Here is a 21,260-nt window from a genome sequence, read left to right as displayed (position 1 = left end):
CGACTCTGCGTCTACAGACTTTGGCAGGGGACTAAGTGCAATGAATTCGGCCGTGCAAGGACGTTTTGCCAACCTCGGTATGGCGAAAAAACTGGGTGTCGGGTTTGTCCTGGTGCTGTTGTTGACTGCGCTGGTGGCGGGCATTGGCGTTTGGTCCCTGCAAACCATCAGCCAGCGCTTCGACGGGCTCAAGCAAATGTCATCGCTCAACAGCGGTTTGCTCAAGGTCCGGTTGCTGGAGCAGGAGTACGCCTTGCACGGCAATCCGAAAACCGTCGATGCCCTGCACGAGGGCGTCGATGGCCTGATCGCCCTGGCCGGCCAGCTCAAGGCCGCGTCTGCGGCCAACGTGCCGGTGATGAACGATGTCGAACAGTCCCTGGGGGCCTATCGCAAGGCCTTCGACGAGTTTGTCTCGCTCACCCAGGCCAAGGACCTGGCGCTGGAAATGGCCAGTTGGTCGGTGTCCAGTGTGGCCAATAATCTTGATGTATTGCAGTCCGGGCTCGCCGATGACGGCGCCTATACGCTGAAAGATTCCGAAGGCAAGGACGGTGCGCAATTCATCGAGCAGGCCAGCCAGGTCAGCCAGGTTTCACGCTTGATGCTGCAAGCCATGAATGAAGCTCGCGTGCGTCTGGATCAAAGCCGCAAAGGCGACGACAGCGCCGGGCAGGGCAAGATCGAGCAGGCCAGCCAGGCATTGGTCCAGGCCGAGCAGCTCAAGACCACGGTCAAGGACGAGGGGTACCAGACCGTCCTCAATGAGGTGACAGGCCATATCGCCAGTTTCAGTGACAAGCTCGCCGAGTACACCGGCCTGCTGGAACAGGAAAAAACCGTCTATCAACAATTGCACCAGCGCGCAGCCCAAGTGGTCGAGCGGGTGGATCAGGCTTATGTCGCGCAAGACCAGGCGATGCAGGCTGAACTGAAAAAGAACTCGCTGCTGATCATTGGCTCTTCCGCCTTGGCCCTGCTGGTCGGGCTGGTTGCCGCGTGGTTCATCACCCGGTTGATCGTGGCACCGCTGCGCCGTGTGATTCAGGTGGCGCAGCAGATTGCCTCGGGGGATTTGAGTGCGACCATTGACGTGACCCGACGTGACGAAATCGGTCAGCTGATGCAGGCAATGCAGCAAATGGGCGCGGGGCTCAGCCATATAGTCAGCGGCTTGCAGTCGGGTATCGAGCAGTTGGCGACTTCGGCCCAATCGCTGTCGGCGGTGACTGAACAGACCAATCTTGAGGTCAGTACGCAGAAGGAGGAAACCGAACAGGTCGCCACCGCAATGAATCAGATGACGGCCACAGTGCATGATGTTGCGCGTAATGCAGAGGAGGCGGCCCTGGCAGCGCAAACGGCTGACGGCAAGGTTGAAAGTGGTCAGCAGGTGGTGCGCCAGAGCATGGCGCGGATCGAGCAATTGGCGGATTCGGCCACCTCGGCCAGTTCGAGTATCGAAAGCCTGAGTGCGGAAATCCAGAACATCGGCACGGTTTTGAGTGTGATCAAAAGCGTGGCGGAGCAGACCAACCTGCTGGCATTGAACGCGGCGATCGAGGCGGCCCGGGCTGGCGAGCAGGGCAGGGGCTTTGCGGTGGTGGCCGATGAAGTGCGTGCGTTGGCCAAGCGAACCCAGCAATCGACCGAGGAAATCGAACGCCTGGTCAGCGCCTTGCGCTCGGCGGCGCAGTCGTCGGTGCAGCAGATCCAGAGCAGTGGCGAATTGGTGAAGCTGGCGGTCAGCGATGCCTTGCAGACCGAGAGTGCGTTGGGAAGCATTGCGGCGGCGGTGTCGTTGATCCAGCAGATGAACCAGCAGATTGCCGCGGCGGCCGAGGAACAGAGCTCGGTGGCGGAGGAGATCAACCGCAGTGTCACCAGCATTCGCGCCAGTGCCGATCAGTCATCGCTGGCGATGCAGGGCAATGCCGCGTCCAGTATTCAGCTGGCGCAACTGGGGGTTGAACTGAAGGGGATGGTGGGGCATTTCAAGCTTTGAAATGATCATTGGCCAGGCCAATAAAAGCCACCTCTCGGTGGCTTTTTCGTTTTCGCTGATCAGTCGTAGATCACTTTCTTCTTCCAGTCCGCGTCAACCTCGACGTCCTTGAGGCCTTCGGTCAACTGGTTGACCTCGCCTTCGACCGGCGCGATGCGATCCATGACCTGGTCGTTGGCGCGGGCCAGGAGTCTTTCCAGGTACTCCAGTTGCTCGGCGTAGACCTGTGGTTCCTGTTGTTTGCGCAGGTATTGCACGCCGCGCTCGAATGCCAGGCGAGCCTGTCCGGGCTGGTTCTGTTGCAGGGAATGCTGGCCGAGGTTGTTGAAGAACTCGATGTGCAGCAGCACCAGGATGTGGCGCACTTCACGAATCCAGCGCTTGGCTTCGTTGGGGGGCAAGTAGCCGTCCTGTGCCGCGCGGGTAATCTGGCCGTGCAGGGCTTCGAGCAGGAAACGTACATCCTTGGCCTTGGCTTCGGTCTGGATCGGTGCTGGCGGATTGTTGACCGGGATGGATTCACCCTGGCCGACAAGGGCCTCCAGTTCGGCGATCCGTGCCTTGAGGTTGGCGCTGGACTTTTCCAGGTTGAGCAGGCGCTGGCAGACGTTCAGTTCCAGGCGGGCCAACAGCAGCTTGAGGGCCGGGGTCATCAGCTGGCCGGGGAACGTCTCGGTGATTTCGCCGCAGCGTCGCAGGCGATCGTTGAGCTCAATTTTGGTACGGGCCTTTTCCAGCTTGTTGTTTTCCACCACATGGTTCATGTAGCCAATGGCGATCAACAGTGCGATCCCGGCTATGACTAGCAGGGTGATCATGAGTGGCGTCACCGGTAAGACCTCTTTATAGGTTACGCATGCGAGTCTGGTTACCTGGCTTTTGAGCGCCCAGGCCCGCACGACGGGTTGGATCGGACATGCTTGTACTTATATCGGCCGGAGCCCCGCTTCTATAAATGATGGCACTCGATATACAGATTGCCATCACCCGGTGGACTATAACGTCTTGGCGGGTGCCAGAATATAGGCGTCAAACGCCGGGCAGCGGAAAAACCGCAATGGCTCCCAAAAGCAGGTCGAAGTCATTGATTTAAATAAATTTATATCAGGGGGTTGACGACCTCTCAATCCATCCATAGAATGCGCGCCACTTGCAGCGTAAAGCACACAGCGAAACGAAGCAGGGAGTGAATGTTGTACGTGTGTCCCCTTCGTCTAGTGGCCTAGGACACCGCCCTTTCACGGCGGTAACAGGGGTTCGAGTCCCCTAGGGGACGCCAATGCGGGAATAGCTCAGTTGGTAGAGCACGACCTTGCCAAGGTCGGGGTCGCGAGTTCGAGTCTCGTTTCCCGCTCCAATTTTAAACAGCGTTGCTTTCGGGCAGGGCTGAGTGAAACCAGAACCAAGTCTTCGGATGCGGCTCTGGACACCGAAACACACACCATGTGTTCCGGGTAGCGTGTCCCCTTCGTCTAGTGGCCTAGGACACCGCCCTTTCACGGCGGTAACAGGGGTTCGAGTCCCCTAGGGGACGCCATTTGCGGGAATAGCTCAGTTGGTAGAGCACGACCTTGCCAAGGTCGGGGTCGCGAGTTCGAGTCTCGTTTCCCGCTCCATATTTAACGAAAACGCCGCTCATTGAGCGGCGTTTTCGTTTGCGCGTAAAAAACCGGATCAACCGCTGAGGGTTTGCACCAGGCTTTCGAGTGCTTCAGTGGTTTTCTCATCCTGCACCTGTTGCGCAGCTGCAGCCGCTTTGAGTTGGCGTGCCAGGCGATATTCGCTTGGCGTACAGTTGGCGAACTGCTTGAAGGCACGGGCGAAGTAGGACGGATCCTTGAAGCCGGCTTCATAGCCGATGCTGGTAATAGGCATCTGGCTGTTGTCGAGCAGGTCTTTGGCGAAGTTCATGCGCTTGTCCAGGATGTAATCCGTGAAGCCAAGCCCATTGGCTTCCTTGAACAGGCGGCTGAAGCGAAATGTCGTCATGCCGCAGCGCTGCGCCAATTCCCTCTGATCGATGCTGTCTCGAAAGTGCTGTTCGATGTACAACATGACATTGCTCAGCGCCTGGTGTTTTTGGTGTCCTGAGGTCCGCCGGATGCTGTCCGGCAGGGTCGGGGAGTGGTCGATTTGCGATGACTTGCCCTGGCCGTTGGCATTTCGGCGCAGCTCGCAGAGCTGCAGCACCGCCGTCAGGTAACGCTTTTTCTCGGTGGTCGAGAGCGGGAGCACCATGTATTCCCAGACGCTGGAGCGCATGGCCCATACAGCCAGTTCCTCCGAGTGCTGCACGGTGAACATGGTGATCGGGATGCTGGGGGTGGTGCGTTTGATCTCCAGCAATAGCTTCAAGCCTGGAGTGTCGGGGCGATCAAAATGGATGCAGATCATGTCTGCCTGTTCCCTGATGGGCAACACCGAGTTTTTTGCCAGCTTGCAGTCACAGGCGTCCTCGAACTGCGTGACGAGTTCTTTCGTGGACCGATCATGAGTCAGATCGAACCACAGGAGCGATGGCCTTTTGGTCAAATTGGACGTCATGTCTCTACTCTGTGGTTCTTGGTGACTCTCTTGCTAAGGAGTATTGCCAAGGTGCCATCACTTTGCAGATTTAATCCTGATAGGAAAGACGATTTTTAGTTCTTTTCGCTCTATGGGTTACCTGAAGGGCAGCCCCGGGCGAGTGTTTGTTGGTGTGTCTTCGACAAACCCGGGTTGAACCGCCTGTCGCTTGTGAATCAATGGCAATTGCCTTTGCGTTTCAGTGCCTTGTTTACCCCTCCCGCTACTTCTGCAAAGGCCAATGCTGCGTATTTGGCCGCCCCGCAAAAAAGTCCTAACGATGTGCAAAATCTTCCTAACGCCTATGCCTTGCCCCTGACTAGTGTTGCATCAGGCAGCACAGAAAGTACTGCCTCAGAAAAAACAACATTCGAGTGAGGTGGGCAAAATGATCATGCAAACAATCAAGGCTTCGGTAGTGAAGTTCATCAAAGACGAAGATGGCCTGACCATTGTGGAATACGCGGTGGCGGGTGGGTTGATTACGATAGCTGTTGTCGGGGCGTTCACGACTCTTGGCACGACCGTGGGGACCAGCATCCTGAAAATCTGTAAGGCCGTTAGTGGTGCCGCTTGCACTGCCACCGTTATCCCCTAATAACGACAACTCTGGCAGGAGGATGCGACATGTCCATGGAACAGCTGGTAGCTACCGTTGTGCTGATAGGACTGCTAGGCGTGGCGGTGGTGAGCGACTTGCGTCGCCACCGCATTCCCAATCTGCTGATCCTGGTGGGGCTGGTCTTGGGATTGGCCAGCCAGACTTACTCAGGTGGGATCAGCGGCATGGGAGACGGCCTGTCGGGCCTCCTGATCGGCTTTTCGCTGTTCCTGCCCATGTATGCCCTGGGTGGCATGGCTGCCGGCGACGTCAAGCTGATGGCCATGGTCGGCAGTTTTTTACCCCCTCATTACGCCTTGTGGGCTGTGTTCTTCAGTCTGCTATGGGGAGGTTTGTGCGGTTTCCTGATCGTGCTGATGCGCGGTCAATTGTTGCAGACCCTGGGGCGCTATCGGTTGATGTTTTGGGCGCGGGCCTACGTGGCGCCAAGTTCAGACGAGGTAGCCGGCAAGCCCTTTCCTTATACGGTAGCGATCCTGCTGGGGACGTTGAACAGCATCTACTGGCAACTCACTGCCGGTGGATTCGGAGGCTAGTCATGCACGTCATCGTCGAAAGTGATGCCTACCCCAGCGATCGGAGCGCGGTGCAACGCCTGGCTCCTCAGCCCTGCACTGTCCGTGAAACCGGCCTGACCGACAGTTTTCTCGGTGAGTTGGTGTGCAAGCATTTGTTCGATGCCGGTGTGCTGGACATGTCGCGGCTGGTGGAACGCCTGGCGCTGACCGGCGCGGTACTTGAAGAGGTCCTGGCGTTTCTGCGCAAGGATGGCCGTGTCGAAGTGCTGGGCCAGGCGAGTCAGACGGGTGGGCAGTCGCTGCGTTATGGCCTGACCGAACGTGGTCGCAGTGCCGCCCGCGATGCCCTGTCGCGCAGTGGCTATATCGGTGCGGCACCGTTCCCGGTGAGCACCTACCGGTCCCTGATCAAATTGCAGACCATTCACCATGGTCGCATCAATGCCAACGATATGCGCAATGCCCTGGCTGGCGTAGTGCTCACGGAGGAGATGCTCGATCAGCTAGGTGTGGCGATGAACTCCGGGCGCGCGATCATGATTTATGGCCCCGCGGGTACCGGCAAGACCTATGTCAGCAGTCGGCTGATCCGTCTGTTCGCCGAGGCCATCTGGGTCCCCCATGCCATCGTCATCAACGAGGCGGTGATCGAGATCTATGACCCGCAGGTGCATCAGCGGCTCGATGACAATACTCAACAGAATAATCTGATGCTCAACGAAGGGGTCGACCGCCGACTGCTACGCTGCAAACGCCCGATCGTCATCACGGGTGGTGAGTTGAGCATGGAGCAGCTGGACGTTCGCTATGACCCCTTCACCCGTCAATACCAGGCCGCCTTGCAGCTCAAGGCCAGCAATGGCCTGTTCATCATCGACGACATGGGGCGCCAGCGCATGGCACCCGCCGAGCTGTTTAATCGCTGGATCGTCCCGATGGAAGAGAAACGCGATTTCCTCAACCTGGGCGGCGGTCGGCATTGCGAGCTGCCGTTCGATCTGATTCTGGTGTTTTCCACCAACCTCAATCCCCTGGAACTGGCCGATGAGGCCTTCCTGCGCCGGATTGGTTACAAGTTGCAGTTCGGTTACCTGAAGCCCGAGCAGTACGAAAAGATCTGGCGTCAGGAAAGCGAGCGTCTGGGCATTTCCTATGACCCGCTGCTGGTGCGTTATGTACTGCAAAGGCTGTATGCAAGTGAAGGCATGCCCCTGGTGCCTTGCCATCCCCGCGATCTCCTGAACATGGCACTCGATCGCCAGCGTTATATCGGCGGTTCCGGACCATTGTCACCGAAAGAGTTGGAATGGGCCTGGCACAACTACTTCGTCCAGCTCGACTTTCTTTGATTCGGAGATACAGACATGAGCTCTCGTACGCTTACCCTGATAGGCGTTTCCCTGGCCATGGGCCTTGGGGCCGCATGGATGGCCGACTCCTGGCTGAGCGCACGACTCAATGCCAGCCCGGACGACCACCTGCGAAGCGTGGTGGTCGCCACGGTAGAGATTCCATTCGGGCAGTTGGTTGAGGCCCAGCAGGTCACGACCGTACGCATGCCTATTGATACGATCCCGGAGGATGCCTTCGATGCCAGCGAAAAAACTGTGGGCAAGATCGCAACGTTCGACATTCTGCGGGGCGATATTGTGCGCGGTGCGCGTCTGAGCGAGCACCTGGGGGGCAGCACCCTGGCCTCTTTGATTGCCCCTGACAAACGTGCCATATCGGTACGTGTGGACGATGTGGTCGGCGTGGGCGGATTCCTGTTGCCGGGTAACCGGGTCGACGTACTGGCGACCAAAACCAACAATGTCGGCAGTAACAGCGCCACGTCCAGGACCATCCTCGAGAACTTGCGGGTGTTGGCTGTGGATCAGACCGCGGGGACCGACAAGACCCAACCGGTGGTGGTGCGCGCCGTGACGCTGGAGATGTCGGCCGCTGAAGCGGAGGCCTTGGTCACGGCGCAGACGGAAGGCAAGTTGCAACTGGCGCTGCGTAACCCACTGAACCTCGAGAAGAAAAGCCTGGCCGTTGCGCCAGCTACGCCTGTTGCACCTGCTGCCCCGGTCATGGCTGTGGCCACCGCCGAGGCGCCAAAACGCGTGGTACAGCGCAACAGTGGCGAGGGCGGAGGTATCACCGTTATCCGCGGGATCGAAGCCAAAGTAGTCAACATTCGCTGACAGGGCGCAACCGGTATCCGGACGCCAGGGTATTGGCGGAGCCGATCCGGATCAGTATCGGTAATCGAGGGCTTGATAATGAATCTTCATATTCAGGGGCCGTTCACTTCGACGCCAAGGCGCCAGGAAGGATCGGTGAGTGTATTGATGGTGATCGCATTGGCGGCGATGGCCATGATGGCGGCATTGGCTTTGGACGGCGGGCATATGCTGCTGAACAAAACGCGCCTGCAGAATGCGGTGGACGCTGCCGCCCTGAGTGGCGCCAAGACCCTGAGTCAGGTGGAGGGTGGCATCAACAGTGCCAGCGCGACGCGTACCGCCGCGCTCAATACGCTGGTACAGAATGCCAATGCCACGGGCAACAACGAATTGGCCGCAGCGGTTGGCGGCAATGCAGGCGCATTTACAGTGGTAGAGCTGGCAAGCAGCATCTATGGCCCGTTCTCCTATCCCGGGCCAACGGATGCCAAGTATGTTCGGGTATCGGTACCGAGCTATAGCCTGACGGGATTTTTCTGGAACTTCGCCCAGTCATTAGGCGCCTTGGGGAACAAGGCGGTAGCGGCGATTGCCACCGCTGGACCCAGCCCTACCAGCCCCTGCGATCTCGCGCCTTTGATGGTCTGTGGCGATCCGACTAAAAACAACCCAGCCGCTGGCATGTACTGGGGCTTTCAATTTGGTGATTTGCAGGTATTGAAGACAGGCGCCGGAAAATCGGACGACGCCATTGGTCCAGGCAACTATCAATTGCTCAATCTTGGGAAAATTCTCGAGGCCATGGCCGGAGGTCACAAGGAATGCCGCAATGTGGGGAGCGATGTCCCGACTGACCCTGGCAACAAGGTCGGCCCTGCCTCTCAAGGTCTGAATACGCGCTTCGGCATCTACCAAGGCTCGGTCAGTGCCTCGGAATATCCACCGGATCTGGTGACGACGTCCAGCACCCCCGAGATGATTTACGACGACTCAGTCAAGCCGCCAGCGAGGTACAACGGGCAACCCGTCACCTCGAGTAACGGCAATCTCACGGCGGGCGGTGACGCGATACTGGACTACAACGACTGGCGTGCGAGCGTTGCCGCGTGTGTGGCAGGCGCCAGTGGCTGTGAGAGCAATGGGGTGTTCGAGCGCCGGATGCTGAAAATCGTGGTGGGCGACTGCACCGGGAAACAGAATGGTTCAACCTCGATCCCCGTCCTCGGTTTTGGCTGCTATTTCGTGGTGCAGCCCATGGATAAAGGTGGCACGAACTCGCAGATCTTTGGCCAGTTCGTGAAAGAGTGCGAAGGTGACAACGTGGCCGGTCCCTCGCCGTCAACCGATGCCGGCCCGCAAATCATTCAGCTCTACAAAACCTATCTCAACGGCAGCGGCACTCCGAGCACTGACTCGTAGGAGGCGTCATGAGACTTCACGGATTTAAACATCCGCAGCGCCAGCAAGGCCTGGCCATAGTGGAGTTCACTTTGGTCCTGCCGGTGTTGCTGTTGCTGTTGCTGGCCTTCGGTGAGTTCGGCCGCATGCTCTACCAGTACAACATCCTGTTGCAGGCCAGTCGTGATGCCGACCGTTTCGTCGCCAGTAAGGCCTGGGACTCAACGCTTGGCAAGGTCGCTCTGAGCGCTACGCTGCTGGACCAGACGAAAAACGTCGCAGTCTACGGCGTGCCCATCCAGACCGACAGCGCTGTGGTGTCAGGGTTGACGCCCGAGATGGTGGAGGTCGCCGTCGCCGAAGAGCTGCCCGACCATGTTCGAGTCACCATCACTTATTCGTTCTGCCCAGTGATTGGCGGTGGCATTTGCACCGGAGCGCTTCCCGGTTTTTTTGGTAATCAGATTGCGCTGAGCATTCCGCTAGTCGCCAGTACCGTGATGAGGGCACTGTGATGAACAGAAAACACATGCGCGGCGTCTATACGGTGGAGTTCGCCTTCATTGGTGTGCTGATGTTCACGTTGTTGTTCGGCGTGGTGGAAATGGGTCGTCTGTACTTCACGGTCAATGCGCTGGATGAGGTCGTGCGCCGCGGTACGCGCCTGGCGGCGGTATGCGATATCAACGATGAGGTGGTGTTGCGGCGGGCGATCTTCAACGCGGCGGACGATGCAGGTAATAGCCAGCTGATCGGCAATCTGGCCACCACCAATCTGACTTTGACCTATCTGGACGTAAACGGTGCTCTGGTGGCCAACCCCGCTACCAACGACGGCTTTCGTGCTATCCGCTATGTCCAGTTGAGTCTGCAAAACTTTGTTTTCAATCTGTTCATTCCCGGGTTCGGCGTGTCCATTACCCTGCCTACATTCCAGGCAACGTTGCCACGCGAAAGCCTCGGGCGTCATTCCGATTCCGGGGAGATCACGCCATGCTGAATACCAAGGAAACTCCACTCTCTACCTCGACCGGCAAAGCCGGGCTACGGTTGCTGATCAGCAGCCGTGATGCCACGTCGTTGCGCGACCTGCAAGGCGTCTGCCAACGCATGCCCAGCCTGGAGGTGAGCACTCGCCTGGTGAGCAACGGGCATGTCGACCCGCTCTACGGTCTGGACCGGATGCCCGATCTGTTGCTGTTGCGCGTCAGCCACCTGTGGCGCGAGGAGCTGGCGGCACTGCTGCAGCGTCCGGCCCATGAGCGTCCGCCGATGTTGGTGTGCGGTCTGCTGAGCGAACAGGAAAGCATGCGTCTGGCGATGCAGGCCGGCGCCCGTGACGTGTTGCCGGAGCCCGTTGCCGAGACGGAACTGGTGGCCGCCTTGAATCGGCTGGTCATGGAGGTTCGGACCGGCAGCGGGACAGAAGGGAAATTGCTCGCCGTGATCAGCGCCAAGGGCGGATCCGGCGGCACTATGTTGGCTTGCAACCTGGCGCAGCAGCTCAGCATGAAGGGTGGCAGTACCCTGTTGCTGGATATGGACCTGCAGTTTGGCAGCGTGACGCATTACCTGGATGTGGCACAGGCGCACAGCCATCTGGAGGTGTTGCATCAAATCGATGGCATGGACAGCGTCGCGCTACGCGGTTTTTGCAGCCACTTCAGCCCGACTTTGCATGTGCTGGGTGGACGAGCCGGTGAGCTGTGTCTGCCTCAGGATGCTCAGCCTGAGCAACTTGACACCCTGATGCAGTTGGCCCGCGCCAGCTATGACTGGGTAGTGATCGATCTGCCGCGGCAAATCGACCACCTCACCGGCTCCGTGCTGGAACAGGTGGACCGGGTGTACGTGGTGGTGCAGCAGAGCGTCAGCCATCTGCGCGATGCCAGCTCCCTGGTGCGGATTCTTCGCGAAGACCTTGGCGTGCGCGGGGATCAGTTGCAGATAGTGGTCAACCGCTATGACAAGTCAGCAGCGGTCAGCCTCAAGGATATCGGCGAGGCGCTGCGCTGCACGAACCTGTCGAAATTACCCAATGATTTCAATCTGGTCAGCCAGAGTCAGAACACTGGCGTGCCGTTGGAGCTGCATGCGCCGAAGGCGGCGATAACCGCTGCCCTGCGCAACGTGGCCGATGACCTGGTCGGCAATCAGATGGCTGGAAAAAAAGGCGTGTTCAAACGCGCCTTCAACCGTTTTTTCGGGGGGTGACCCATGATCAGCGACTTTCGTAACCGCTTGCGCAAACAGTCCGGTAAACCCGCCTCATCGCCGGCTAACCAGCCGGGAGACGACCAGCCGGATCCGGCCGAGGAAATAATGGCGTGGGAACGTGCGACGCCGGACGTACTTTACGAAACCAAAAGCCAGGTCACCCCGGTGGAGGCCGAGTGGCGAGAAAAGATCTACCAGCAGTTGCTCAAGGTCATGGACCTGTCCTTGCTGGACTCCCTTGAACAGGCAGAGGCCGCGCGGCAGATTCGCGATATTTGCCAGCGTCTGCTCGATGAACACTCGGCACCGGTGAGTACGTCCAGCCGCCAGTTGATCATCAAGCAGATCACCGACGAGGTACTCGGTCTGGGGCCTCTGGAACCGCTGTTGGCCGATCACACTGTATCCGACATTTTGGTCAACCGGCATGACTCAGTGTATGTCGAGCGCTTCGGCAAGCTGCAACGCACCGATGTGCGTTTTCGCAATGATCAGCATTTGCTGAACATCATCGACCGCATCGTCTCCAGCCTGGGGCGGCGTATCGACGAGTCTTCGCCGTTGGTGGACGCCCGGCTCAAGGACGGTTCGCGGGTCAATGCGATTATTCCGCCGCTGGCCATCGACGGCCCGAGCATGTCGATCCGGCGCTTTGCCGTGGACCTGCTCAATACCGACAGCCTGATCCAGGTGGGGGCGATGACCCCGGCCATTGCCCTGCTGCTCAAGGCGATTGTCCGTGGGCGCTTGAACGTGCTGATTTCCGGCGGTACCGGCAGCGGCAAGACCACCATGCTCAATGTGCTGTCCAGTTTCATCCCGCACAACGAGCGGATCGTCACCATCGAGGATTCGGCCGAACTGCAGTTGCAACAGCCCCACGTGGTACGCCTGGAAACCCGGCCTTCAAATATCGAGGGACGTGGCGAGGTGAGCCAGCGGGAGTTGGTGCGTAACAGCCTGCGGATGCGTCCGGACCGTATTGTGATCGGCGAAGTGCGCGGCGCCGAGGCGCTGGACATGTTGACGGCGATGAACACCGGTCACGACGGCTCGCTGACCACGATCCACGCCAACACCGCACGCGATGCATTGGGGCGAATCGAGAACATGGTGTCGATGACCGGGGCGACCTTTCCGATCAAGGCCATGCGCCAACAGATCGCTTCGGCCATCGGAGTGGTCATCCAGCTGGAACGCCAGGAGGACGGCAAGCGCCGCCTGGTCAGCGTGCAGGAGATCAACGGCATGGAGGGCGAGATCATCACCATGACCGAAATCTTCTCCTTCGTGCGCCACGGCATGGGCGAAAACGGCGAAGTACTCGGTGATTTTCGGCCCAGCGGCATGATCCCCGCCTTCCGTGATGTGCTGGCCAAGCGCGGCATCGAGTTGCCGCTGACGATGTTCAGGCTTGAGTGGATGGAGGCACGGCCGTCATGAACAGTATTCCTGGTGAATTCATTCTGATGTTCCTCGGCATGGTGTTTATCGCCGTCTTCCTCCTGTCCCAGGGCGTGGTGGTGCCGGTGTTCGGTGAAGCCGGCAAGATGCGCAAGCGCATCCGTGGCCGTCTGCACGTAATGGAGAAAGCCAATAATTTGCCCAACATGCAGACGGTGTTGCGGCAGAAATACCTGACGCGTTTGTCACCACTGGAGGCCAGGCTTGAACAGCTGCCCTTGATGGAGGCATTGACGCAAATGATTGAGCAGTCCGGGCACGAATACCGGGCCTATCGGGTATTGCTGCTCGGGCTGGTGCTGGGTGGCTGGGCGGGTATCTTGATCTGGATGGTCTGGTCAGTCTGGTGGATGGCGCTGCTGGCGGGTTTCGCGGTCTTCTGGTTACCCATACTGAAAATCTCTCGCGACCGTGGTAAGCGTTTCGCTGAGTTCGAGGAAGGCCTGCCGGATGCACTGGATGCCATGTGCCGCGCTCTGCGCGCCGGGCACCCATTCAACGAAACCCTGCGCCTGGTGGCCGAGGAACACAGGGGGGCGGTCGCTCATGAGTTCGGCCTGACCTTCTCCGATATCAACTATGGCAACGATGTGCGCCGGGCCATGCTCGGCCTGCTGGAGAGGATGCCAAGCATGACGGTGATGATGCTGGTGACCTCGATCCTCATCCATCGCGAGACCGGCGGCAATCTGACCGAGGTGCTGGAGCGTTTGAGTCGCCTGATCCGCGGGCGCTTTCGCTTTCAGCGCAAGGTCAAGACCCTGTCGGCGGAAGGGCGGATGTCGGCCTGGATACTCGTGGCCATTCCCTTCGTGCTGGCGGGGGCGATCTTGTTCACCACCCCTAAATACATGCCATTGCTGCTCAATGATCCGGTGGGCCATAAGATGATACTCGGGGCTTTTGGTTCCATGTTGGTGGGGATTTTCTGGATTCGCAAAATCATCCGGATTCAGGTTTAAGCGGTATCCGCTACCGGGAGGTACAGGTCATGGACTTTTTGCTCGGGTTGTTCAGTCGGGTCACGGGGAGCGAGGAGATGGCGCGTCTGTTGTTCCTTGGCGCGATCGGTTTGAGTACGGTGCTTGCGGTCGTCGCCGTGATCTTGCTGATGCAGGGGCTTCAGGATCCGGTGCAGCGGCGTCTGGCGCTGATCAAGCGTGGTCATTTAGGCAACACGACCGGGCAGGAAGCTCCGGGTAACCTGCAACTGTTGCTGGAGCGGGTCGGCCAGCGTTTTGCCTCGGCCGAATCGGCTCAGACGTCCGTCACCCAGACCCTGTTGATGCATGCGGGGTACCGTTCCTCGTCGGCGGTGCAGATGTATTGGGCAGTGCGCTTGATGTTGCCGCTGTTATTGATCGGTATTGCCTTGCTGCTGTTGCCGATGATTCCCAAGGTTTCCCTGATCATGGGGCTGCTGTTGGTGGTCTTGGTGGCCGGTATCGGATGGTTGGTGCCAGCGCTGTATGTTGCCAAGCGCAAGCAGTTGCGACAAGGCCGGCTGCGTGCTGCGTTTCCGGATGCGCTGGATCTGATGGTGGTGTGCGTGGAGTCGGGCCTGGCCTTGCCCACGACCATCGAACGGGTGGCTGAGGAGATGTCGGTCAGTCAGGCGGAACTGGCTGAAGAACTGGCCCTGGTCAATGCACAAATCCGCGCGGGCATTTCCAGTACCGAGGCGCTCAAGCAACTGGCTGTGCGCACTGGCCTGGATGACGTACAAGGGCTGGTCAGCCTGTTGGCGCAGAGTATCCGCTTTGGTACCAGCGTGGCCGACACCCTGCGCATCTACGCCGATGAATTCCGTGACCGGCGTACACAGGCCGCCGAAGAGATGGGGGCGAAAATCGGTACCAAGCTGATATTCCCGCTGATTTTCTGTTTGTGGCCGAGCTTCTTCCTGATAGCCATTGGTCCTGCCATGATCGGGGTACTCAAAGCATTCGGGTGAGGTAAAACGGCCGGAGGCTGTCGAGCGCGATGGCCTCGTCACCCGAGCCTGATCTGCACTTTCCTGCCATAGGTTTACACATCCCCTGTAGGAGCTGCCGAAGGCTGCGATCTTTTGAACTTCCTGCGATATCACGATCGCTAAAGTCAAAAGATCGCAGCCTTCGGCAGCTCCTACGGGGTAATCCGGCCAGGATTGGATAATGTGTAGATTCCAATGCTTTTCTGCACACAACGCCCGGCCCGGCTTTGCGGCCAGGCCACTCTGGACGACGCCAGAGGCTAATCACCCATCGACAGGCCTCAGTTGCCGATGGTCATTTGTCCCGCTGCATCCTGGTCATAAAATTCCGGAATCGGGTAGTTGAAGCTATTCAGCCAGCGCTGCATGGCCAGGTCACGTTCGGTGGCCGAAGCGGTTTGCAGTTTAGTGGAGGCAACCACACCGCGAATCTGCAGCTGCAACCACTGCTCGGTGCCTTGTTGATATGGCGAAGAGGGGCCCGGCTCAATGGCCCAGGCAGTGGTGGACAGGCAAGCCGTGCACACGATCAACAGCCGTTTGGTATTCATCTCGACTCCTCGTACGTTCTACTTGTTCGCACTGGTAGAGGCATCGGCTACCTCAGTTTTGCGATTCCCATCAGTAGCCACCACTTTTTTGGCGGAGGCCTTGAGTTTTTCCGCGCGGGTTTGAGCCTCTACGACTTGCTTGGGACTCAAGTCGGCGCGGGTCACGAGTTCGGCTGCCGCCTTCCAGTTATCCTGGTAGATCAGCAACGTCACCATATTGAGTGCCGCCAGTGTGTTTGCCTGCTTGAGCTCCATGGCGGTCATGAACTCAAAGCGCGCTTCAGGGATCCGTCGCTGATTGAGGTAGACGACTCCCAGGTCATTTCGCATTCTGTCGTCGGTGGGGGCCATCTGCACCGCACGCTCAAGGTGAGTGGCAGCGCTGGCGTTATCATTTTTGGCGGCGGCCAACTGGCCCAGGCCATGTTCCCCTTCAGCCGCCAGACAGGTGCCGAGCAAGCTTTCGTACAATGGCTGCGCGTCGCCGCTACGCCCCATCAAGCGCAGCACCCGAGCCTTGCGCAGGCGAACCTGGACCACGTTATCGGGCAATCCTTCCAGATTCGCCAGGCTGGCATACAAACGACCTTCGTCGGCCATGCTGTCGGCCAGGTTCAGGGCCAGTTCTTGCTCCGAACCGGGCTTGGCACAGCTGGCCGGTCGCGAAGACAGGCCATTGCTGGCACAACCTGCGAGCATTAATGTCGCCGCTATGGCAATGACTGCTTTCATTGAAGGTCCTCTGGCTATAACAGGTTGAACGCCTGGCCAATGGCAATAAGGCTGGCCCGGCAAGCGTGCAAAGTCACCGTCAGGCGTGAGGACGAGGCCCTTCTGGTTCAGGCTCCGGTTCATTGCGAGAGCCCCATGCGACTGTCGAAGTCGCCATTTTCCAGGAAAAACATGCGGTAGAAGTTCGGGTCGTAATTGCGCAGCTGCTCGCCAGGCAATGACGGCAGTTTTGCATTGGCCGCCAGTGGCTGGACCAGATGCGGGGTGACGATCATCAGCAGTTCGCGCTCTTCACGGTTGATGGTGTTGTCGCGGAAAAACGCGCCCAGAACCGGGATATCGCCCAGCCCCGGAAACTTGTTCACCTGGGAATTGTTGCGGGAGCTGATCAGGCCGCTGATGACGAAGCTTTCGCCGTCGGCCAGGGAGATGCTGGTATCGGTACGGCGCACGTTCAGGGCCGGGACGACCGTGCCGGCGATGCTCACGGCGTTGCTGAAGTCCAGTTCGCTGACTTCCGGCGCGACCTTCAGCGCGATACGGTTTTTCCCGACGATGGTCGGCGTCAGGGTCAGGCGGATACCGAATTCCTTGTACTCGATGGACACGTTATCGCTACCTGAACTGGGCACCGGAATCGGTATTTCACCGCCGGCCAGGAAGCTCGCACTCTGCCCGCTGAGCGCTACCAGGCTTGGCCGCGCCAGGGTGTAGGCGAAGCCGCTGCCCTCCAGCGCATTGAGCGCCACCAGGGTACTGCCGGTAGCAAACGTGAGGTTGAAGTTGTCGTTGTTCACCGGTATCGACGGCGTGACAATGCCGCCGATGGTGGGCAAGGTTCTCGGCGAGCCGAACAGCCAGTTGCCGCGGATGCCGAAAATCGAGGCGGAGGCTTCCTTGAGCTTGGTCCGGCTGACTTCAACGAAGCGGATATCGGTCTGCACCTGGCTCGGCAGCAGCGGGTCGTCGGAAGGCACCGACGGCACGCTGGTCAGCGCCGACGTGGCTTTACCCTTGACGAACACCATGCTTTGGCGCGGCGTTTTCGAGCAGGCGGTCCAGACCATCAGGCTGGTGGTCCCCGGCGCAATGCCCGTGAGTATGAACGCGTTGCTGCCGCTGGGTTGCACGTCGGCAATTTTCGGGTCACCCACCGCCAGTTGCGTAACCGGAACGGGGCTGCGCAGTTCATTTTGCAGTCCCTGTCCGACCTCGTACGTTGTCGGCCAATTGTCCAGTTGCGGGCAGTTGGCCGGCGCGGCCTGAGCCGCATCCACGCTGAGGCCCATCCAGAACAGGCCATGGAAAATTCGCTTGAAAGCGGGCACGGTTCGAAGGCTCATTAAGTACATCCTCACTGGATAGACCGTCTTTAGGCGGACTGAGTTGTCTCGGATCACTTCACGGGGATCGGGCTATCCCCCCCAATGCGCCAGACCACTCATCCATGGCCTTGGCGTTATTCCTTGCGTGCTACGCGCGCGCGGGCGCAATTCGCTGATCTGACGGGGCAGCGAGCGACCTTTGCTGAATCGGTTTTTAGTGATCCGGTTACCTGGACTGCCCGCCGGAGCAATACTCGCGCCCATGGGTCGACCTGGTTCCCCCGGAAAGTCATCGGCAATGAAGGTACAGAGCCGAAAAGCGCCTGCCAGGATCATGGTGAGGTAACTCCTTTTGCCAATCCGTTATCTGATCACTGAAGCTAACGTTGAAACTCGAGCCGTTATGACTTCTTGTAGTTTGAAGGTAGTTCAATCAAACCAAAGTGCCATGAATTTCAACAAAACCCTTGGTGAAAAGGCTGGAGATAGGCGGGTGGGCGAGCGTAGCGGGCAAGGTCGCAGCGCAGTGCGGTTGCCTGAAATTGACGGGTTGCGCTCAAGGCAATAAAAAAAGGCCCGCATGCTCAAGCATGCGGGCCTTTGGCATCATTGATTGAAGATCAGTGCTTGCTGTCCTGGTTTGACAGCGCCAGCAGCTGCTTTTCCTGGTTCCAGTCGAAAGGTTCGTCGTTCTGTTCGGCTTCGAAGCGACGCTCTTCCAGTGCCTGATACAGGTCGATTTCTTCATCGGACAAGTAGTGCAGGCAGTCACCGGCGAAATACCACAGCAGGTCCCGTGGAATCAGGTGGGCGATTTGCGGATAACGGGAAATGACTTGAGTCAGGATGTCCTGGCCCAGGTATTGGCTTTCGATCGGATCGATCGGCAGTGACGCGAGCAGTTCGTCGAAGCGCTCAAGGAACAAGGCATGGCTTTCTTCGGGAACCTGCTCGGCCTCACCTACGGCGACCAGGATGCTGCGCAGGTGGTCGAGTAAAACGAGATGATCGGCAACGATGTTGGACACGAGATAAGTCCTCAAGAGCAAAACGGGCGCGGGAGTATAAAGCGCCCGCGCCCGTTTTTACATGCTTGAAGGGATCAGCGGACTTTTCCCTTGGCCAGTGCCAAGGCCTTTTGGTCAAAGTCATCGACATCGATCACCTTGCGCCGGGCCGCCTCGGCTTCACGCAGGGTTTGGGCTTCCACCGGCTGCAATACACCAGCCTCGAGGGCGGCATCGATCACCGACTCGCCAGCCACCGGTTTGACCTGACCACTCTTGACCGCCACGTGCAGTTTTTTCTGCAATGGCTGTGCAGCGCTCAACAGATTGCAGGCGTGTTGCAATGCACCGACCGGATCGTCGATCCCTTGCGGGCGATAGCAACCCAGGAGTACTTCCTCCAGTGCCGGGTCGCCCTTGGCGCGGCCAATCACCCCAGCGACTTCGGCACCGAGTTTGTCCGATGGCCCTTTGTGCCGGCGACCGAACGGGAACACGATCACTCGCAACAGGCAGCCCATGACTTTGTTCGGGAAGTTGCTCAGCAGTTCATCCATGGCCCGTTCCGCCTGGCCCAGGCTTTCTTCCATGGCCCAGCTCAGCAGTGGTGTCATGTACTGCGGTGAGTCGAGATCGCTGTAGCGCTTGAGTGCGGCCGAGGCCAGGTAAAGGTTGCTCAGTACGTCGCCTAGCCGTGCGGACAGGCGTTCGCGGCGTTTCAGTGCGCCGCCCAGCAACATCATGCTGAGGTCGGCGAGCAGGGCGAATGCAGCGGCCTGACGGTTGAGGGCGCGGAAATAACCCTGGCTGAGTTTGTCGCCCGGGGTATGTTCCAGGTGCCCGAAACCGAGATTGAGCACCAGCGTACTGGCGGCGTTGCCCACGGCAAAACCGATGTGCTTGAGCAGCAGGCCATCGAATTCTCTGAGCGCCTGATCCTTGTCTTCACGGCCGGCGAGGGCCATTTCCTTGAGCACGAAGGGATGGCAGCGAATCGCGCCCTGGCCGAAGATCATCAGGTTGCGCGAGAGAATGTTCGCGCCTTCGACGGTGATGAAAATCGGCGCGCAGTTCCATTTGCGGCCGAGATAATTGTTCGGCCCCATGATGATCGCCTTGCCGCCGTGCACATCCATGGCATCGCTGATGCAGTCGCGGCCGCGTTCGGTGAGGTGGTACTTGAGAATCGCCGACAGCACCGACGGTTTCTCGCCCAGATCGACCGCGTTGGCGGTCAGCATGCGGGCGGCGTCCATCATCCAGGTGTTGCCGCCAATGCGGCCCATGGCTTCCTGAATGCCTTCGAAAGCGGCAATCGGCACATTGAACTGCTCACGAACCTGAGCGTATTGGCCCGTCACCAGGCTGGTGAACTTGGCCATGCCCGTGCCTACCGCCGGCAGGGAAATCGAACGCCCGACCGACAGGCAGTTCATCAGCATCATCCAGCCTTTGCCGAGCATCTCCTGGCCGCCGATGAGGAACTCCAGGGGGACGAACACGTCCTTGCCTGAGTTCGGGCCATTCATGAATGCGGCGCCCAACGGCAGGTGCCGGCGGCCGATCTCGACGCCGGCGGTGTCAGTCGGAATCAGCGCCAGGCTGATGCCCAGGTCTTCGTTGTCGCCCAGCAGGTGATCCGGGTCGTAGGCCTTGAAGGCCAGGCCGAGGAGGGTGGCCACGGGACCGAGGGTGATGTAGCGCTTTTCCCAGTTCAGGCGCAGGCCGAGGACTTCCTGGCCCTCCCATTCACCTTTGCAGATCACCCCGGAGTCCGGCATGCCACCGGCGTCGGAGCCGGCCAAGGGACCGGTAAGGGCAAAGCACGGGATGTCGTCGCCGCGTGCCAGGCGTGGCAGGTAATGATTGCGTTGGTCGTCGGTACCGTAATGCAGCAACAGTTCGGCCGGGCCGAGGGAGTTGGGGACCATTACGGTGGTTACGAGGTCGCCACTGTGGCTCGCCAGTTTCATCGCCACTTGCGAGTGGGCATAAGCGGAGAAGCCCTTGCCACCAAACTCCTTGGGGATGATCAGGGCGAAAAAGCCGTTGTCCTTGATGAACGTCCAGACTTCGGGTGGCAGGTCCATGGTTTGACTGAGCTGCCATTCATTGACCATGGTGCAGAGTGTTTCGGTCGGCCCGTCGATGAAAGCCTGTTCTTCTTCATTCAACTGCGCTTTGGGATAGGACAGCAGTTTGCTCCAGTCCGGACGGCCACTGAACAGTTCGCCGTCCCACCAGACCGTGCCGGCGTCGATGGCATCGCGTTCGGTTTGCGACATGGGTGGCAGGGTTTTCTGGAACCAGTTGAACATCGGCGCGCTGAACAATTTACGGCGCAGGTCGGGCAGCAGCAAGGGCGCGGCGACGGCGGCGATCAATACCCAGTAAACCAGCAATAACCAGCCCGGCGCGCGGCTGAAAGCGCCCATGGCCACGACATAGACGGCCACGATGCTCAGGGCGGGCAGTGGGGCGATGCGGCGGTGGGCCAAATAAGCAATCCCGACCAGCAGAACCAGTATCCACAACAGCAGCATATTCATTCCTCCGTGAAACCAGGGCGAACCAACCCACAGAGCTTAGACGGCATCCGCGAAACAGGCTGGTTGGAGCGATGTGATTGGAATCGTGGGAAAACCCGGATGATTTTCGTGCGACAGATGGGCCGCACGCGTGGGAAAAGCGTTCATCGAGCGAGCGGCAA

The 21,260-nt window shown here is 59.1% G+C and carries 19 protein-coding genes, 4 tRNA genes and 1 pseudogene; 17 read left to right on the top strand and 7 right to left on the bottom strand.

The window, feature by feature from the left end; all coding sequences use genetic code 11:
• Window positions 1-40: 40 nt before the first annotated feature.
• Window positions 41-1,144: pseudogene (locus AC3IP0_RS21370) on the top strand (HAMP domain-containing protein); the annotation flags it as partial.
• Window positions 1,124-2,005, top strand: coding sequence for a methyl-accepting chemotaxis protein (locus AC3IP0_RS21365; protein ID WP_489327828.1), 882 nt, complete (start codon window positions 1,124-1,126; stop codon window positions 2,003-2,005). The pseudogene AC3IP0_RS21370 and the gene AC3IP0_RS21365, both read left to right, overlap by 21 nt.
• Before the next feature lie 59 nt (window positions 2,006-2,064).
• Here AC3IP0_RS21365 and AC3IP0_RS21360 read toward each other — a convergent pair whose 3' ends face one another.
• The gene (locus tag AC3IP0_RS21360; protein ID WP_489325839.1) at window positions 2,065-2,823 is read right to left on the bottom strand and encodes a hypothetical protein; all 759 of its coding nucleotides are present in this window, start codon (window positions 2,821-2,823) and stop codon (window positions 2,065-2,067) included.
• Window positions 2,824-3,208: 385 nt separating this feature from the next.
• Here AC3IP0_RS21360 and AC3IP0_RS21355 point away from each other — a divergent pair.
• The 4 genes from AC3IP0_RS21355 (at window position 3,209) to AC3IP0_RS21340 (ending at window position 3,621) form a co-directional block, all read left to right on the top strand.
• Window positions 3,209-3,284: transfer RNA gene (locus AC3IP0_RS21355), tRNA-Glu, on the top strand.
• A gap of 2 nt (window positions 3,285-3,286) precedes the next feature.
• Window positions 3,287-3,362, top strand: a tRNA-Gly gene (locus tag AC3IP0_RS21350).
• A gap of 104 nt (window positions 3,363-3,466) precedes the next feature.
• A tRNA-Glu gene (locus AC3IP0_RS21345) sits at window positions 3,467-3,542 on the top strand.
• A 3-nt stretch (window positions 3,543-3,545) separates the two neighbouring features.
• Window positions 3,546-3,621: transfer RNA gene (locus AC3IP0_RS21340), tRNA-Gly, on the top strand.
• 58 nt (window positions 3,622-3,679) lie between these two features.
• Here AC3IP0_RS21340 and AC3IP0_RS21335 read toward each other — a convergent pair.
• Complete coding sequence (locus AC3IP0_RS21335) at window positions 3,680-4,549, bottom strand: AraC family transcriptional regulator (RefSeq protein ID WP_489325837.1); 870 nt, start codon at window positions 4,547-4,549, stop codon at window positions 3,680-3,682.
• Window positions 4,550-4,958: 409 nt separating this feature from the next.
• Here AC3IP0_RS21335 and AC3IP0_RS21330 point away from each other — a divergent pair, with 409 nt between their 5' ends.
• From AC3IP0_RS21330 to AC3IP0_RS21280, 11 genes are all read left to right on the top strand, one after another.
• On the top strand, window positions 4,959-5,168 hold the full coding sequence (locus AC3IP0_RS21330) for a Flp family type IVb pilin (protein ID WP_489325835.1): 210 nt from the start codon (window positions 4,959-4,961) through the stop codon (window positions 5,166-5,168).
• Between the two features lie 29 nt (window positions 5,169-5,197).
• A complete protein-coding gene (locus AC3IP0_RS21325; protein ID WP_489325833.1) occupies window positions 5,198-5,728 on the top strand; it encodes an A24 family peptidase in 531 nt (176 codons plus the stop codon).
• Window positions 5,729-5,730: 2 nt separating this feature from the next.
• On the top strand, window positions 5,731-7,059 hold the full coding sequence (locus AC3IP0_RS21320; protein ID WP_489325832.1) for a DUF8689 domain-containing protein: 1,329 nt from the start codon (window positions 5,731-5,733) through the stop codon (window positions 7,057-7,059).
• 15 nt (window positions 7,060-7,074) lie between these two features.
• A complete protein-coding gene (gene cpaB / locus AC3IP0_RS21315; protein WP_489325831.1) occupies window positions 7,075-7,899 on the top strand; it encodes a Flp pilus assembly protein CpaB in 825 nt (274 codons plus the stop codon).
• Between the two features lie 75 nt (window positions 7,900-7,974).
• A complete protein-coding gene (locus AC3IP0_RS21310; protein WP_489327827.1) occupies window positions 7,975-9,300 on the top strand; it encodes a TadE/TadG family type IV pilus assembly protein in 1,326 nt (441 codons plus the stop codon).
• An 8-nt stretch (window positions 9,301-9,308) separates the two neighbouring features.
• A complete protein-coding gene (locus AC3IP0_RS21305) occupies window positions 9,309-9,794 on the top strand; it encodes a TadE/TadG family type IV pilus assembly protein (RefSeq protein WP_489325830.1) in 486 nt (161 codons plus the stop codon).
• Window positions 9,794-10,279: a TadE/TadG family type IV pilus assembly protein gene (locus tag AC3IP0_RS21300; RefSeq protein WP_489325829.1), complete on the top strand. Its 486-nt coding sequence runs from the start codon at window positions 9,794-9,796 to the stop codon at window positions 10,277-10,279. Before AC3IP0_RS21305 ends, AC3IP0_RS21300 begins: the two co-directional genes overlap by 1 nt.
• The gene (locus AC3IP0_RS21295) at window positions 10,273-11,493 is read left to right on the top strand and encodes an AAA family ATPase (protein ID WP_489325827.1); all 1,221 of its coding nucleotides are present in this window, start codon (window positions 10,273-10,275) and stop codon (window positions 11,491-11,493) included. The genes AC3IP0_RS21300 and AC3IP0_RS21295 overlap by 7 nt, the downstream gene beginning before the upstream one ends.
• A 3-nt stretch (window positions 11,494-11,496) precedes the next feature.
• Window positions 11,497-12,939, top strand: coding sequence for a TadA family conjugal transfer-associated ATPase (locus AC3IP0_RS21290; RefSeq protein ID WP_489325825.1), 1,443 nt, complete (start codon window positions 11,497-11,499; stop codon window positions 12,937-12,939).
• Window positions 12,936-13,922: a type II secretion system F family protein gene (locus AC3IP0_RS21285; protein ID WP_489325823.1), complete on the top strand. Its 987-nt coding sequence runs from the start codon at window positions 12,936-12,938 to the stop codon at window positions 13,920-13,922. Before AC3IP0_RS21290 ends, AC3IP0_RS21285 begins: the two co-directional genes overlap by 4 nt.
• A gap of 29 nt (window positions 13,923-13,951) precedes the next feature.
• Window positions 13,952-14,914, top strand: coding sequence for a type II secretion system F family protein (locus AC3IP0_RS21280; protein ID WP_489325821.1), 963 nt, complete (start codon window positions 13,952-13,954; stop codon window positions 14,912-14,914).
• Between the two features lie 302 nt (window positions 14,915-15,216).
• On the opposite strand, the gene AC3IP0_RS21275 is transcribed toward AC3IP0_RS21280, so the two are convergent.
• From AC3IP0_RS21275 to AC3IP0_RS21255, 5 genes are all read right to left on the bottom strand, one after another.
• Window positions 15,217-15,486 carry a DUF3613 domain-containing protein gene (locus AC3IP0_RS21275; RefSeq protein WP_489316894.1) on the bottom strand — a complete coding sequence of 90 codons (270 nt, stop codon included), beginning with the start codon at window positions 15,484-15,486 and terminating at the stop codon, window positions 15,217-15,219.
• A gap of 18 nt (window positions 15,487-15,504) precedes the next feature.
• Window positions 15,505-16,218: a tetratricopeptide repeat protein gene (locus tag AC3IP0_RS21270; RefSeq protein WP_489325819.1), complete on the bottom strand. Its 714-nt coding sequence runs from the start codon at window positions 16,216-16,218 to the stop codon at window positions 15,505-15,507.
• 119 nt (window positions 16,219-16,337) lie between these two features.
• Complete coding sequence (locus AC3IP0_RS21265; RefSeq protein WP_489325817.1) at window positions 16,338-17,561, bottom strand: type II and III secretion system protein family protein; 1,224 nt, start codon at window positions 17,559-17,561, stop codon at window positions 16,338-16,340.
• Window positions 17,562-18,163: 602 nt separating this feature from the next.
• Window positions 18,164-18,571: a PA2817 family protein gene (locus tag AC3IP0_RS21260; protein WP_007991629.1), complete on the bottom strand. Its 408-nt coding sequence runs from the start codon at window positions 18,569-18,571 to the stop codon at window positions 18,164-18,166.
• Window positions 18,572-18,645: 74 nt separating this feature from the next.
• On the bottom strand, window positions 18,646-21,093 hold the full coding sequence (locus AC3IP0_RS21255; protein WP_489327826.1) for an acyl-CoA dehydrogenase: 2,448 nt from the start codon (window positions 21,091-21,093) through the stop codon (window positions 18,646-18,648).
• Window positions 21,094-21,260: the final 167 nt, after the last annotated feature.

The sequence above is a fragment of the Pseudomonas sp. GL_103 genome (genome assembly GCF_057835175.1).
Note: the sequence above shows the minus strand (reverse complement) of the source record. Positions and strands in the feature narration are given on the sequence as shown.

Excerpts from the sequence above, each read along its gene's own strand:
- AC3IP0_RS21335 (WP_489325837.1), bottom strand. The coding sequence starts at position 4,549 with ATGACGTCCAATTTGACCAAAAGGCCATCGCTCCTGTGGTTCGATCTG.
- AC3IP0_RS21360 (WP_489325839.1), bottom strand. The coding sequence starts at position 2,823 with ATGATCACCCTGCTAGTCATAGCCGGGATCGCACTGTTGATCGCCATT.
- AC3IP0_RS21285 (WP_489325823.1), top strand. The coding sequence starts at position 12,936 with ATGAACAGTATTCCTGGTGAATTCATTCTGATGTTCCTCGGCATGGTG.
- AC3IP0_RS21320 (WP_489325832.1), top strand. The coding sequence starts at position 5,731 with ATGCACGTCATCGTCGAAAGTGATGCCTACCCCAGCGATCGGAGCGCG.
- AC3IP0_RS21300 (WP_489325829.1), top strand. The coding sequence starts at position 9,794 with ATGAACAGAAAACACATGCGCGGCGTCTATACGGTGGAGTTCGCCTTC.
- AC3IP0_RS21280 (WP_489325821.1), top strand. The coding sequence starts at position 13,952 with ATGGACTTTTTGCTCGGGTTGTTCAGTCGGGTCACGGGGAGCGAGGAG.
- AC3IP0_RS21265 (WP_489325817.1), bottom strand. The coding sequence starts at position 17,561 with ATGAGCCTTCGAACCGTGCCCGCTTTCAAGCGAATTTTCCATGGCCTG.
- AC3IP0_RS21255 (WP_489327826.1), bottom strand. The coding sequence starts at position 21,093 with ATGCTGCTGTTGTGGATACTGGTTCTGCTGGTCGGGATTGCTTATTTG.
- cpaB (WP_489325831.1), top strand. The coding sequence starts at position 7,075 with ATGAGCTCTCGTACGCTTACCCTGATAGGCGTTTCCCTGGCCATGGGC.
- AC3IP0_RS21270 (WP_489325819.1), bottom strand. The coding sequence starts at position 16,218 with ATGAAAGCAGTCATTGCCATAGCGGCGACATTAATGCTCGCAGGTTGT.
- AC3IP0_RS21290 (WP_489325825.1), top strand. The coding sequence starts at position 11,497 with ATGATCAGCGACTTTCGTAACCGCTTGCGCAAACAGTCCGGTAAACCC.
- AC3IP0_RS21365 (WP_489327828.1), top strand. The coding sequence starts at position 1,124 with ATGCAGGCAATGCAGCAAATGGGCGCGGGGCTCAGCCATATAGTCAGC.
- AC3IP0_RS21330 (WP_489325835.1), top strand. The coding sequence starts at position 4,959 with ATGATCATGCAAACAATCAAGGCTTCGGTAGTGAAGTTCATCAAAGAC.
- AC3IP0_RS21295 (WP_489325827.1), top strand. The coding sequence starts at position 10,273 with ATGCTGAATACCAAGGAAACTCCACTCTCTACCTCGACCGGCAAAGCC.
- AC3IP0_RS21275 (WP_489316894.1), bottom strand. The coding sequence starts at position 15,486 with ATGAATACCAAACGGCTGTTGATCGTGTGCACGGCTTGCCTGTCCACC.
- AC3IP0_RS21325 (WP_489325833.1), top strand. The coding sequence starts at position 5,198 with ATGTCCATGGAACAGCTGGTAGCTACCGTTGTGCTGATAGGACTGCTA.
- AC3IP0_RS21305 (WP_489325830.1), top strand. The coding sequence starts at position 9,309 with ATGAGACTTCACGGATTTAAACATCCGCAGCGCCAGCAAGGCCTGGCC.